The organism is Peribacillus tepidiphilus, assembly GCF_009466385.1.
Taxonomy (GTDB): domain Bacteria; phylum Bacillota; class Bacilli; order Bacillales; family DSM-1321; genus Bacillus_BN; species Bacillus_BN tepidiphilus.
Genome location: NZ_WIAQ01000007.1, coordinates 67,528 through 80,807 on the forward strand (window position 1 = coordinate 67,528; position 13,280 = coordinate 80,807).

Below are 13,280 nucleotides of genomic sequence, written 5' to 3' on the forward strand. Positions count from 1 at the left end.
ATAATAGAAATATTAATTACTAAGGAAAAAATTGCAAAGATTAGAAGGGATTGAATATTACATGAAGGTTTCTATAGTCGGTGCTTCCGGTTATAGTGGGCTGGAACTTATTAGACTATTGCAAAATCACCCCCATTTTAAGGTTCAGTCTCTACTTACTTCTTCAAAAGCTGGCAGAAACGTATCAGAAGAATATCCACATCTTATGCATATTCAGCATCAGTTTGAGGAAATTCATCTAGAAAAGATCGCCGAAGAATGTGATGTTGTTTTTTTAGCAACTCCAAGTGGTGTATCTTCTGAACTGGCACCTCAATTAATGAAACTGGGACTTAAAGTCATTGATTTATCAGGTGATCTGCGTCTGAAAAACAGCGATTTTTATAAAAAATGGTACAAAAAAAAACCGGCTCCCGAGGCTGTTTTGAAGGAAGCCGTTTATGGACTAAGCGAGTGGAATAAAGAAAGGATTCAAAAAGCGACCATAATAGCAAACCCTGGATGTTATCCTACTGCCACATTATTAGGCTTAGCTCCACTAATAAGAAATGGTTATTGTGATGGAAGCGATATTATCGTTGACGCAAAATCAGGAGTGTCTGGTGCAGGTAGGTCAGCAAGCCTTGCAACAAGCTACAGTGAGGTAAATGAAAACTTTAAGATTTACAAGGTGCATGAACATCAGCATATACCGGAAATTGAACAGCAGCTGGAAGAATGGACAGCGGGGATCGAACCGATTGAGTTCAGCACCCATCTAGTTCCGATGACGAGAGGAATCATGGCCACGATTTATATTAAGCCCAAAAATCCTGTGACTACAAAAGAGCTTCATGAGCTATATACGTCATCATATGAAGAGAAACATTTCGTTAGGGTTCAGCCCATCAACCAATACCCTTGCACTAAGCAAGTTTATGGATCGAATTATTGTGATATAGGAGTCGGATATAACGAGAGAACGAATAAAATTACCATTGTTTCAGTGATCGATAATTTAATGAAAGGGGCAGCAGGCCAAGCTGTTCAGAATGCAAATTTACTATTTGGATTGGAAGAAACTGAGGGGCTGATGGGAGTTCCTTTATATCCATAATTTTGGGAGGAAAGCATGGAAACGTTAAAATCAGCAAATAACATCAACAAAATTGAGGATGGAAATATCTTAACAGTTCGAGGATTTAAAGCAGCGGGAGTTCATGCAGGATTGCGTTATTCGAAAAAGGATCTAGGAGTCATATTTTCAGAGGTACCAGCTTCCTGTGCTGCTGTATATACCCAAAGTCTAGTGCAAGCAGCTCCGCTAATCGTTACAAAGGACAGTATTCAAAAGGAAGAGACAATTCAGGCTGTTGTCGTAAACAGTGCTTGTGCGAATGCATGTACGGGTGCACAAGGATTAAAAGATGCCTATGAAATGCGAGCCATCTGCGCTGACAAATTTAGCTTGCCTGAACACTATGTAGCAGTTGCATCAACAGGTGTAATTGGTGAATATATGCAGATGGAAAAAATTAAAACGGGGATTTGGCAGCTAGAACCTGACTCAACTACATCATCAGCTGAAGACTTTCAAACCGCTATTTTGACAACAGATACAGTAATGAAGCATGTCGCTTACGAGGCTGTTATAGATGGAACTAGAGTAACGATGGGAGGAGCAGCGAAAGGTTCCGGAATGATCCATCCAAATATGGCGACTATGCTTGGATTCATCACGACAGATGTGAAGATTGAATCGAAATATTTACAAAAAGCACTTTCGGAAGTAACAGACGTCACGTTTAACCAAATCACAGTTGATGGGGACACATCGACAAATGATATGGTGATTGTTTTAGCCAATGGCTTAGCTGGAAACCAATCATTAACTCCTGAGCATGAAGATTGGGATGTATTTGTGGAATTATTGAAAAATGTTAGTACCGACTTGGCCAAGATGATTGCCAAGGATGGAGAGGGAGCTACGAAACTAATTGAAGTGAATGTAACTGGTGCATCAAGTAAAAAGGATGCACAAATCATCGCAAAAACAATTGTCGGATCTAATTTGGTGAAAAGTGCAGTTTATGGTGCAGATGCTAACTGGGGCAGAATTATCGGTGCAATGGGAAGAAGTGGAGTAGAGTTTAATCCTCACCAGGTGGACATTTATTTTGGAGACATTAACGTATTGAAAAACAGTGAACCTGTGACATTTTCGGAAGAAGAAGCTGCAGAATATTTAAAAGGACATACAGTGGTAATAAATGTCCAATTATTTGAAGGAAACGAGTCCGGTACTGCATGGGGATGTGATTTGACTTATGACTATGTGAAAATTAATGCAAGCTACCGAACATAAGGGGAGATTTTATGAATCTATTGGTGATCAAGCTTGGGGGAAGTACCATACATGATGTAAGCCGAGAGTTTTTTCAAAGCTTGAAAGACCTGAAGGCATCAGGCTACAAAATGGTATTTGTTCATGGGGGAGGACCAGATATCAATTCCATGCTCGATACATTTGAAATTCCTGTAGAATTCAATGAAGGCTTAAGAAAAACAACACCTGAAGTATTTGAGATTGTTGAAATGGTTTTATCGGGAAAGACGAACCGTTTGCTAGTTGAAATGCTAGAGCAAAACGGAATCTCTGCCATTGGCTTAAATGGTACAGATGTTAAGCTTTTAGAAGCTGAGTTAATAAATGAAGAAAAATGGGGATTAGTCGGTCAAATTTCAAATGTAAATACAGAGCTTTTACGTTCATTGCTTGAAAAGAATCTATCACCAGTGTTAACCCCGCTGGCTGTTACAGAGAATGGCCAAAAGGTTAATGTGAATGCTGATATGGCGGCCGGAGCAGTGGCCAAAGCAATGAAGGCTCAATCATGCATATTCGTTACGGATGTTAAGGGCGTGCTAAATGGAAAAGATTTAATTCCAGTGCTAAACGAAGATGAAGCGAAAACTCTTATGGAATCGCAGGTTATTTCTGGAGGGATGATTCCAAAGGTCAAAACGGCATTATCGGTCCTTCAAACAGGAATTAAAAATGTCATGATCGTAAGTGGGAAGGATTATTTTTTCAAAAACGGCACAATGATTGGGACTACGTTTTGTAAGGGAGAGAAAATCAAGTTATGAGCAATCTTTTTCCGACGTATCAAAGATGGAGTATACAGCCTCTTGAGGCAAAAGGCGCTTGGATGACTTCCACAGAGAACAAAAAATATTTAGATTTCACCTCTGGAATTGGGGTTCTAAATCTAGGACACCGCCACCAGAAGATAGAAGAAGCTGTAATCGAACAGCTCAATAAATATTGGCATATTTCTAATTTATTTCCTCAATCGATCCAAGAGGAAGTGGCAAAGCTGTTATGCGATGCAAGTGGACTTGATTATGTTTTCTTTGCAAACAGCGGTGCTGAAGCAAACGAAGCAGCAATCAAACTAGCAAGAAAGGCAACGGGCAGGTCAAAAATCGTTACGTGTCTTCAATCCTTTCATGGACGGACCTTTGCTACGATGGCCGCAACAGGGCAAGAAAAAGTCAGAAATGGCTATGGGAAAATGCTTGAGTCCTTCTCTTATTGTGCTTTTAATCATGTTGAAGATTTATATAAAAACGTAGATGAAGAGACTGCAGCCATCATGATTGAAATCGTACAGGGAGAAGGTGGAGTTCATCCAGCAACTGAGGAATTTTTACAGGCCGTACAATCTGTAGCAAAGAAATTTGGAGCACTCTTGATTGTTGATGAAATTCAAACCGGAATTGGCAGGACAGGTAAGACTTTTGCTTTTCAGCATTTTCAAATAAAACCGGATATTATTACTGTAGCAAAAGGACTTGGAAATGGACTTCCAATTGGAGCGATGCTTGGAAGGAAAGAATGGAAGGAAGTATTCGGTCCTGGAAGTCATGGCTCTACATTTGGTGGAAACCCAGTCAGCTTAGCTGCGGCAAAGGCTGTTCTTTCCATCGTTACAAGCAAAGATTTTTTAGAAGGCGTAATAGATAAGGGAGAGTATATGAAGTCTGAACTGCAAAATAGATTAAAAGGGCAGAGCACAATAAAAGAAGTGCGTGGATTGGGCTTAATGATAGGAATCGAGTTGACGGAACAAGCTGCACCTTATTTAGAAGCTCTTCAAAAGGAAGGTTTACTCACTTTAGTTGCCGGACCAAATGTATTAAGACTGTTGCCTCCTCTTACGGTAACAAGGGAAGAAATGGATTGTGCGATTAGCAAAATTTGCGAAATTCTCATACATTTTGAAAAAACAGCTTTAACAAGCTGAATATTTTGTGGTATAAATGAATAAAAATACTTTAGTTTAAATAAATATTCATAATGTGAGGTGACAGCATGCAAGGTTTTCTACATCTAAGCAACGGTGAGGTTTTTGAAGGTGAATGGATTACATCTAAGCCTGATCAGGATGTTTTTGGAGAAGTTGTTTTTTATACAGGAATGACAGGGTATCAAGAAGTTTTGACAGACCCTTCCTATAAAAATCAAATTATTGTATTCACCTATCCGCTAATCGGCAATTATGGCATTAATGATATAGATTTTGAAAGTGAACAGCCCCATGTTGCAGGAGTTATTGTTTATGAGGGGAGTATGGAGTTTTCCCATTATAATGCAAAATCTTCCTTAAAAGAGTATTTGGAAAAATGGAACATTCCAATGTTAGGACATGTGGATACGCGAGCACTTGTTAAAAGGATCCGCTCAAATGGATCGATGCCCTCCTGTTTGACAAATACTCCGCATTTAAAGGAAGAATTTGTTGATCGAACAGGCAAGGCTGTTCAAGAGGTGTCTTCAAAAGAAATATGTTCTTATGGTTCGGGAGACATACACATTGTATTAATGGATTTTGGTTATAAAAAATCAATTTTAGATTCACTGCTAGAAAGAGAATGCAAGGTTACGGTTGTGCCGTTTAACACGAGTGCTGAGAAAGTGGCTTCTCTTCAACCAGATGGCGTACTTCTTTCAAATGGACCAGGAGATCCGAAAGAACTTACACCATATTTGAATTCGATTAAAAGTATTATCAGTAGCTTTCCGACAATGGCCATTTGTCTAGGTCACCAATTAGTAGCTCTTACATTTGGAGGAAATACAGAAAAATTATTATTTGGTCACCGTGGTGCAAACCAGCCAGTTATGGATTTGATCAGGAAAAAAGTATTTATGACTTCTCAAAACCATAGCTATGTTGTAAACGAACCAAGCTTGAAAGGAACAGGCTTGTACGTAAGATTCCGGAACATTAATGATGGATCGGTTGAAGGAATGGCACATGAAAGCCTTCCGATTATTACTGCCCAGTATCATCCCGAAGCGAATCCGGGTCCGGCTGAATCGGCAGGTTTATTTGAAGAATTTCTACAGATGGTACATTACAAAATCAGGAGAGAAAAAGTGTATGCCTAAAGATTCTAGTATACAAACCATTTTGGTCATCGGGTCTGGACCAATTGTGATCGGCCAGGCAGCAGAATTTGATTACGCAGGAACACAGGCCTGTCTTGCTCTTAAAGAGGAAGGCTATAAGGTCATACTTGTAAACAACAACCCAGCCACCATTATGACAGATGACTTGAATGCGGACGTTGTATATTTTGAACCACTAACTTTAGATTCCATAAAAAAAATCATAGAAAAAGAACAGCCTGATGGGCTTTTAGCAACTTTGGGAGGTCAAACCGGTTTAAACCTAGCGTATGATCTCCATGAATCGGGAATTTTAGACCAATTCGGTGTCAAACTATTGGGTACACCGATTGAGTCCATAAAAAAAGGGGAGGATCGCGAGCTTTTTAGAAAGCTAATGTTTGAGATTCATGAACCAGTTCCAGAAAGTAAAATTATTCACTCACTACAGGAAGCAGAAGATTTCGCTGCAAAAATAGGCTTCCCCATTATTGTTCGACCAGCTTACACATTAGGAGGAACTGGTGGTGGAATTGCAAGCTGCATGGAGGAGTTTAAGGAGCTCGTCCGCGGAGGCTTACAGGAAAGTCCGATTACCCAATGCTTGATTGAAAAAAGTATTGCCGGTTTTAAAGAGATTGAATATGAAGTTATGCGGGATCAAATGGGAACCTGCATTACAGTCTGCAACATGGAAAACATTGATCCTGTGGGCATCCACACCGGAGATTCCATTGTTGTCGCTCCTTCCCAAACATTGACAGATGACGAATACCAAATGCTAAGAGCTGCCTCCATAAAAATTATTTCAGCATTAGGCATTATTGGGGGCTGCAATATTCAGTTTGCTCTAGATCCGAATAGTAAACAATATTATTTAATTGAAGTAAATCCAAGGGTTAGTAGATCTTCCGCGCTTGCTTCAAAAGCAACGGGATATCCAATTGCAAGAATCGCTGCAAAGCTATCCGTTGGGTATACATTGGACGAATTGATCAATCCAGTAACAAAAAGCACATATGCTAGCTTTGAACCGGCATTAGATTATGTAGTTGTGAAATTTCCAAGATGGCCATTCGATAAGTTCCCTCAGGCGCATCGCAAGCTAGGGACTCAAATGAAAGCGACAGGAGAAGTAATGGCCATAGATCGCAATTTAGAAAGCTCGCTCTGGAAGGCTGTTTCCTCTCTTGAGCTGAAAACAGAAGGGCTGGTCCTTCCAGCATTAAAAGACAAAGCAACAGAAGAGTTATGGGATATCATGAGAGAAAGCAATGATGAAAGATTTTTTGTCATTTTAGAGCTGATCAGAAGAAATGTTTCGATTCATGATATCCATAAAGAGATCAAAATGGATCTCTTTTATTTAAACTCTTTCCAAAAGCTTGTGAGTTTGGAAAGGTTGGTTGAGACAGTCACTCTTCAAACAGTAGACAAAATGACAATGGCATATCTTAAGGAAAAGGGCTTTTCTGATGAATACTTGGCTGCAAAATGGAATGTGACTGAAAGGGAAGTCCGTCAAAAAAGAAAAGACATGGGAATCGCCGCAGCTTATAAAACAGTCGATACTTGCGCAGCAGAGTTTGAGTCGCATACAAGCTATTTTTATTCTACTTATTTTGGAGAGAATGAACAAAGGTCATCCGATAAGCAGAAAGTGCTAATTATAGGCAGCGGGCCAATTAGAATTGGTCAAGGCATTGAATTTGATTACTGCTCAGTACATGGAGTATATGCTCTTCAACAAGAAGGAATCGAAACCATCATGATTAACAATAATCCAGAAACGGTCAGCACAGATTTTGCAACAGCAGATAAGCTGTATTTCGAACCTCTTAAGCTCGAGTATGTGTTAAACGTGATTGAAGCAGAATCCATAACGGATGTCATCGTTCAATTCGGCGGTCAGACGGCCATTAATCTGGCAAAAGATTTAGAGGAATATGGTGTGACATTACTCGGTACTTCTTTTGATGTGCTCGATCAGCTAGAGGATCGTGATCGTTTTTATCAGCTGTTACGTAATGAAAAAATCCCCCATGTACCAGGTTCAATAGCCGAAACAGAAGAAGAGCTTCTTGCATTAACAAAAGAAATAGGTTTTCCACTGCTAGTTCGTCCATCCTATGTAATTGGTGGGCGAGGAATGGAAATTTTCTATAGTCAAGCTGAGCTAGAAGAAAGACTCCAATCTACCATTGAAATGGCCTTTCCGCTATTAATTGATCAATACCTGCCAGGAAAAGAAGTAGAAATTGACCTGGTGACGGATGGCAGGAACATTTTGATTCCTACGATTGCTGAGCATATTGAGAAGGCTGGGGTCCATTCAGGAGACAGCATGGCCTATCTTCCTGCACAAACTCTTTCCAATAACGTAAAGAAAAAAATTGTGGACTATGCGGAAAGAATTGTAAAAGCACTTCAATACCAAGGGCTGATGAACATTCAATACGTCATTGACGGCGAAGAGGTATATGTTTTGGAGGTTAATCCAAGAGCAAGCCGGACCGTTCCTATTATCAGCAAAGTAACTGGAACACCACTTGTGCAAATTGCGACAAAAATATTGCTTGGGAAATATAATTTGTCGAAATTAGCTATCGGGACAGTGCTTAGCGAGGATCTTCCTTATACTGTCGTGAAATTTCCTGTATTTTCAACCTTTGCCCTTAGCGGTTTGGATTCGAAAATAGGTCCGGAAATGAAATCGACAGGTGAAGGAATTGCCATAGGAAACAATAAAAATGAAGCGCTTTACAAAACGTATCACTATTATGAGAGAGGCTTTAGAAGGAAAGAGAATGAGATTTTCTTGTCATCCTCTATCTTTTTATCAGATGAAACCGTCAAGAAAGCAGAGAAGGTTGGCATTAAGCTGGTTTCAAACATTGACTTTGAAGAGTGGATTAAAAGCGGCCGCGCTTTAGGGATTGTATCGTATTCCCAACAGGAAAAAAGCTTACGGATTTTAGCTGCTAAATATAGATTATTAACCTTTACAGAAGAAGAGACATTTTCAGCCTTCTTAAGTTCTAAGGAATGTATGGAGTGGACGGTAACATCCATGCAGGATTGGCTGAAAAAACAAAAAGGGGATGTGATTCATTCATGACGATGGTCAATACATCATCGAAAGGTAAAATTTTGGAGCAAAAGGATTTTTTGACATTGGCGAATGTGTCTAGTGAAAAAATCCTCGCACTTTTAGAGCTGGCTAAGAAAATCAAGACTAAAATGCAATTAGGGGATTCCTATACTCCCTTAAAGGGGAAAACATTGGGCATGATTTTTGAAAAAGCTTCTACTCGTACACGTGTTTCATTTGAAGTTGGGATGCTGCAGCTAGGTGGTCATGCATTGTTCTTAAGTGGCAAGGAGCTGCAGATTGGAAGAGGCGAAACGATCAGTGACACGGCTCAGGTGCTCTCAGAATATATCGACGGAATCATGATTCGTACGTTTGAACACGAAAAGGTAGAAGAGCTTGCGAAATTTGCTTCTATTCCGGTTATTAACGGTTTGACGGACATGTACCATCCGTGCCAAGCAATGGCAGATTTACTAACCATTCAAGAAGTCAAAGGAAAGCTGCAAGGGTTGAAAATCGCTTATATAGGCGATGGAAATAATGTCGCCCATTCTTTAATGCTGGCAGCAGCAAAAACCGGTATGCATTTCTCCCTAGCATGTCCGAAAGGCTATGAACCGAAAGCTCATGTTGTTCAGTTGGCAAAAGAGGAAGCAAATAAGCAGAACGGAACTGTCATCATTACAAACGATCCGATTGAAGCAGTGAACGAAGCAGACGTTATTTATTCTGATGTTTGGACAAGTATGGGACAGGAGGCAGAAAACAGTATTCGCTTAGAGTCCTTTAAGTCTTATCAAATCAATTCAGCCCTAGTAAAGCATGCTAAAAAAGATTATATATTCATGCACTGCTTGCCTGCTCATCGAGAGGAAGAGGTAACAGCTGAAATCATTGATGGACCCAATTCAGTTGTGTTTCACCAAGCAGGAAACAGACTGCATGCCCAAAAAGCATTACTAGTGGATTTAATGGGATAATTTTCACAAATACCCGACTCTCATAATCTTTTTAGAAAGAGCGGGTATTTTTTTGTTCTCTATTGCTTCTGATGACCGATATAATTGCCTGACGACCGATATATTTAATCTGATGACCGATAATTTTGCCTGACGACCGATATAATTGCCTGATGACCGATAAATTTGCCTGACGACCGATATATTTGACATGATTCAACCCGTTTTTTGAATAATTCGCCACATCCTCGAAATATATTAACCGTTTAGTAAGGATTCAATCCAAAAGAACTTTTTTGTCAATGAAATTCATTATTTCGGGGAATCATATGGTTGAATTCAGTAAAAGGAGGAAAATCAATATGGGTCAGAGCCATCGTTTTAAATCCGGTCAAAAGGCTCCCAATAACGGTTTTTACGTAGAAGTTGGTGAGACGGGCAGCATGGTAAAAAATCCGAAAAAGATCAGACTGAAAGCAGGCGATCCATTTCCAGAGACTTCAAATGATGATCGTCATTGGACATATCAAAGAAAGCCTTGATCATTGTTATGGAAAAGCTGTCACAATCGTGTCGCTAGTCAACGACCTTTTGTGACAGCTTTGTTTTTGCTGGAGATTGAATGCAATGCAAAATTGAAATTCTTTACTTGTAAGATAAGATTTGTATAATAGTAGGTAAAGGTCAAAAAAGGTCAAATCTACACATAGGAGGTTGATGAACATGGATTTTCAAAAAATGACGGAAAAGGTTCAGCAAGCATTCCTCCGTGCTCAAGAAAATGTTAGGAATAACGGACAGCAAGAACTGAAGCCTGTCCATATTTGGCATGCCTTACTTCATGATGACGAAAGTTTATTTCAAAGAGTATTAGAAGAGCTTGAAGTGGATATCCATTCAATCAAGCATGAGCTAACCGTAGCAATTCAAAAGCTTCCACAAGTTTCTGTTGGACAAGGTGAGCCACAAATATATATATCAACCTCTCTCCATGGAATGATAGACGAGGCTTGGAAGGAAGCAAAAGCACTTGATGATGAATTTTTATCGACAGAACATTTAATAGTAGCAAGCCTGAAAAATCCAGACTATGATCTAAAACCAATTGTTCAAAAATATAATCTTTCTCTAGAAGCCGCTAGAAAAGCGATTATGCAAATAAGGGGGAATCAAAAAGTGACAAGTCAGAATCCAGAAAGCACATATGAAGCATTAAAAAAATATGGAAGAGACCTTGTTGCAGAAGTGAAATCGGGAAAAATCGACCCGGTCATCGGAAGAGATACTGAAATTCGAAACGTGATTCGAATTCTCTCAAGAAAAACAAAAAACAACCCGGTATTAATTGGAGAGCCAGGTGTTGGTAAAACGGCAATTGTCGAAGGCTTGGCGCAACGAATTGTACGAAAGGATGTTCCGGAAGGGTTAAAAGACAAAACGATCTTTGCCTTAGATATGAGCGCGCTGATTGCCGGAGCAAAATTTCGAGGAGAATTTGAAGAAAGATTAAAGGCCGTCCTCAATGAAATTAAAAAGAGTGAAGGGAAAATCATACTGTTCATTGATGAACTTCACACCATTGTCGGTGCTGGTAGAACAGATGGAGCGCTTGACGCTGGAAATATGCTTAAGCCTATGCTTGCAAGGGGTGAGCTGCACTGCATTGGAGCTACAACATTAGATGAATATCGACAGTATATTGAAAAGGATCCCGCTTTAGAAAGAAGATTTCAACAAGTACTGGTAAAAGAACCAGACGTAGAAGATACCATTTCGATTTTACGTGGATTAAAAGAACGCTTTGAGGTGCACCATGGCGTGAAAATCCACGATCGGGCACTTGTTGCGGCTTCTGTTTTATCCAACAGATATATAACGGAAAGATTTTTGCCGGATAAAGCCATTGATCTTGTTGATGAGGCTTGTGCAATGATTCGGACGGAAATCGATTCTATGCCAACAGAGCTTGATGAGATTACAAGAAAAGTTATGCAGCTTGAAATTGAAGAGGCAGCCTTGAAAAAAGAAACGGATGAGCAAAGCAAAAAACGATTAGAAGCTCTTCAAAAAGAGCTTGCAGATGTAAGAGAAGAAGCAAATGCTATGAAAGCGAAGTGGGAGCTTGAAAAATCAGGTCTTCAAAAGATTCAGGAAAAAAGAGAGCTGATTGAAAGCTTAAAAAGAGAGCTTGAAAAGGCTGAAAATGAATACGATTTAAACAAAGCAGCAGAATTGCGGCACGGTAGGATTCCTCAGGCTGAAAAAGAATTAAAAGCCTTGGAAGAGGAAATGGCCGCTACTAAACAAGAATCAAAGCTTTTAAGAGAAGAAGTGACAGAGGAAGAAATTGCAGCCATAGTTTCTAGATGGACTGGTATTCCAGTAACGAAGCTTGTGGAAGGGGAAAGAGAGAAGCTTCTGAGACTAGAAAGCATTCTTCATGAGCGGGTTGTCGGTCAAGATGAAGCAGTCGAACTTGTCGCAAACTCTGTTTTAAGAGCAAGAGCTGGAATCAAGGATCCACGCCGACCAATCGGATCATTTATTTTCCTTGGTCCGACAGGTGTTGGAAAGACAGAGCTTGTAAAAGCGCTGGCAGAAGCATTGTTTGACAGCGAAGATCATCTCATACGAATTGATATGTCGGAATATATGGAAAAACATGCGGTTTCCCGTTTGATTGGTGCTCCTCCTGGATATGTCGGCTATGAAGAGGGAGGGCAACTGACAGAAGCGGTTAGAAGAAATCCATATTCCGTTATCCTTCTGGATGAAATTGAAAAAGCGCATCATGATGTATTTAACATTTTACTGCAAATTTTAGATGATGGAAGAATTACTGATTCTCATGGAAAAACCGTGAGCTTTAAAAATTGTGTCATCATTATGACGTCTAATATTGGTTCTCATCATTTGCTAGAAGGAAGAGATGATGAAGGACAGATTAAGGAAGAAAGCAAGGATGCAGTCATGAAGGAATTGCGCATGCACTTCCGCCCTGAGCTGTTGAACAGAATCGATGATATCGTATTGTTCAAACCACTAACAATCAACGAGGTCGGAAGCATCGTACAAAAATTGATGAACGAACTTCAAAAGCGTCTTGCCGAGCGTGGTATTACGATTGAAATGTCCAAAGAAGCGAAGGAGTTTATCGCTCGTTCTGCCTATGACCCAATTTATGGAGCTCGCCCTTTAAAGAGATATATCCAAAAATACATCGAGACAGACCTAGCGAAAAAGCTCATTGCTGGTGAGATCGAAGAAAACTCAAAGGTAAGAATTGAGCTGATTGACAACCAATTGAAAATCATACAAAAATAACTCGCCACTTAAGCGGCGAGTTATTTTATACTTAATGCTTTTTAGTGATGAGCATGCTCCACTGGCTCATCAGGAATTAGTGATGCTACTACAAAAATTAAGATCGCTGCTATGATCGCAAGGGTAGAGCCTGTAGAAAAAGAATAATGGACTCCAATCATTGAACTCACAACGTATGTAAGCATATTCACCAATAAGAACGTCCAAAAGATGGTCATAATATATCTCATTATCTCACCTCTTTAATTCACAATCATTTTTAATATTACCATATTACCCTCTGCTAGAAAATGTCTTTTTTCAAAACATTCATGACCTTTCGATTCCCTTTGATAGAATAAAGAAAGTAAAATTATAAAAAATAGGTCGATGATGTTCTGTATTAAAAGCATAACCGAACAAAATTCAATCAATGCACAGATTTTTTTAATGGAAAGGACAAATCCCCATTCGCTATTGATCATAA

At 39.6% G+C, this 13,280-nt stretch carries 11 protein-coding genes; 9 read left to right on the top strand and 2 right to left on the bottom strand.

Going from position 1 to position 13,280, the window contains the following annotated elements:
• The first annotated feature begins 61 nt into the window (after positions 1-61).
• The 7 genes from argC to argF all read left to right on the top strand — a co-directional run bounded on the left by argC (position 62) and on the right by argF (position 9,511).
• Positions 62-1,096: an N-acetyl-gamma-glutamyl-phosphate reductase gene (argC, locus tag GD441_RS06370; protein ID WP_153124885.1), complete on the top strand. Its 1,035-nt coding sequence runs from the start codon at positions 62-64 to the stop codon at positions 1,094-1,096.
• A gap of 15 nt (positions 1,097-1,111) precedes the next feature.
• Entirely contained in the window at positions 1,112-2,344 is a 1,233-nt protein-coding gene (argJ, locus tag GD441_RS06375) for a bifunctional ornithine acetyltransferase/N-acetylglutamate synthase (RefSeq protein WP_153124887.1), read from the top strand.
• 11 nt (positions 2,345-2,355) lie between these two features.
• On the top strand, positions 2,356-3,129 hold the full coding sequence (gene argB, locus GD441_RS06380; protein ID WP_153124889.1) for an acetylglutamate kinase: 774 nt from the start codon (positions 2,356-2,358) through the stop codon (positions 3,127-3,129).
• The gene (locus tag GD441_RS06385) at positions 3,126-4,289 is read left to right on the top strand and encodes an acetylornithine transaminase (RefSeq protein ID WP_153124891.1); all 1,164 of its coding nucleotides are present in this window, start codon (positions 3,126-3,128) and stop codon (positions 4,287-4,289) included. Before argB ends, GD441_RS06385 begins: the two co-directional genes overlap by 4 nt.
• Before the next feature lie 68 nt (positions 4,290-4,357).
• Positions 4,358-5,437: a carbamoyl phosphate synthase small subunit gene (locus GD441_RS06390; RefSeq protein ID WP_153124893.1), complete on the top strand. Its 1,080-nt coding sequence runs from the start codon at positions 4,358-4,360 to the stop codon at positions 5,435-5,437.
• The gene (locus GD441_RS06395; RefSeq protein WP_153124895.1) at positions 5,430-8,555 is read left to right on the top strand and encodes a carbamoyl phosphate synthase large subunit; all 3,126 of its coding nucleotides are present in this window, start codon (positions 5,430-5,432) and stop codon (positions 8,553-8,555) included. Before GD441_RS06390 ends, GD441_RS06395 begins: the two co-directional genes overlap by 8 nt.
• A 2-nt stretch (positions 8,556-8,557) precedes the next feature.
• A complete protein-coding gene (argF, locus tag GD441_RS06400; protein ID WP_153125029.1) occupies positions 8,558-9,511 on the top strand; it encodes an ornithine carbamoyltransferase in 954 nt (317 codons plus the stop codon).
• A gap of 3 nt (positions 9,512-9,514) precedes the next feature.
• Here the strand turns inward: argF and GD441_RS06405 are convergent, their stop codons facing one another.
• A complete protein-coding gene (locus tag GD441_RS06405; RefSeq protein WP_153124897.1) occupies positions 9,515-9,703 on the bottom strand; it encodes a hypothetical protein in 189 nt (62 codons plus the stop codon).
• A 149-nt stretch (positions 9,704-9,852) separates the two neighbouring features.
• Here GD441_RS06405 and GD441_RS06410 point away from each other — a divergent pair, with 149 nt between their 5' ends.
• A complete protein-coding gene (locus GD441_RS06410; RefSeq protein ID WP_153124899.1) occupies positions 9,853-10,032 on the top strand; it encodes a YjzC family protein in 180 nt (59 codons plus the stop codon).
• Positions 10,033-10,213: 181 nt separating this feature from the next.
• Positions 10,214-12,814, top strand: a complete 2,601-nt coding sequence (gene clpB / locus GD441_RS06415; RefSeq protein WP_153124901.1) for an ATP-dependent chaperone ClpB — start codon at positions 10,214-10,216, stop codon at positions 12,812-12,814.
• Between the two features lie 41 nt (positions 12,815-12,855).
• Here clpB and GD441_RS06420 read toward each other — a convergent pair whose 3' ends face one another.
• On the bottom strand, positions 12,856-13,044 hold the full coding sequence (locus tag GD441_RS06420; protein ID WP_153124904.1) for a YjzD family protein: 189 nt from the start codon (positions 13,042-13,044) through the stop codon (positions 12,856-12,858).
• Positions 13,045-13,280: the final 236 nt, after the last annotated feature.

Coding starts and splice junctions, on each gene's coding strand:
- argC (WP_153124885.1), top strand. CDS start 62: ATGAAGGTTTCTATAGTCGGTGCTTCCGGTTATAGTGGGCTGGAACTT.
- argJ (WP_153124887.1), top strand. CDS start 1,112: ATGGAAACGTTAAAATCAGCAAATAACATCAACAAAATTGAGGATGGA.
- argB (WP_153124889.1), top strand. CDS start 2,356: ATGAATCTATTGGTGATCAAGCTTGGGGGAAGTACCATACATGATGTA.
- GD441_RS06385 (WP_153124891.1), top strand. CDS start 3,126: ATGAGCAATCTTTTTCCGACGTATCAAAGATGGAGTATACAGCCTCTT.
- GD441_RS06390 (WP_153124893.1), top strand. CDS start 4,358: ATGCAAGGTTTTCTACATCTAAGCAACGGTGAGGTTTTTGAAGGTGAA.
- GD441_RS06395 (WP_153124895.1), top strand. CDS start 5,430: ATGCCTAAAGATTCTAGTATACAAACCATTTTGGTCATCGGGTCTGGA.
- argF (WP_153125029.1), top strand. CDS start 8,558: ATGGTCAATACATCATCGAAAGGTAAAATTTTGGAGCAAAAGGATTTT.
- GD441_RS06405 (WP_153124897.1), bottom strand. CDS start 9,703: ATGTCAAATATATCGGTCGTCAGGCAAATTTATCGGTCATCAGGCAAT.
- GD441_RS06410 (WP_153124899.1), top strand. CDS start 9,853: ATGGGTCAGAGCCATCGTTTTAAATCCGGTCAAAAGGCTCCCAATAAC.
- clpB (WP_153124901.1), top strand. CDS start 10,214: ATGGATTTTCAAAAAATGACGGAAAAGGTTCAGCAAGCATTCCTCCGT.
- GD441_RS06420 (WP_153124904.1), bottom strand. CDS start 13,044: ATGAGATATATTATGACCATCTTTTGGACGTTCTTATTGGTGAATATG.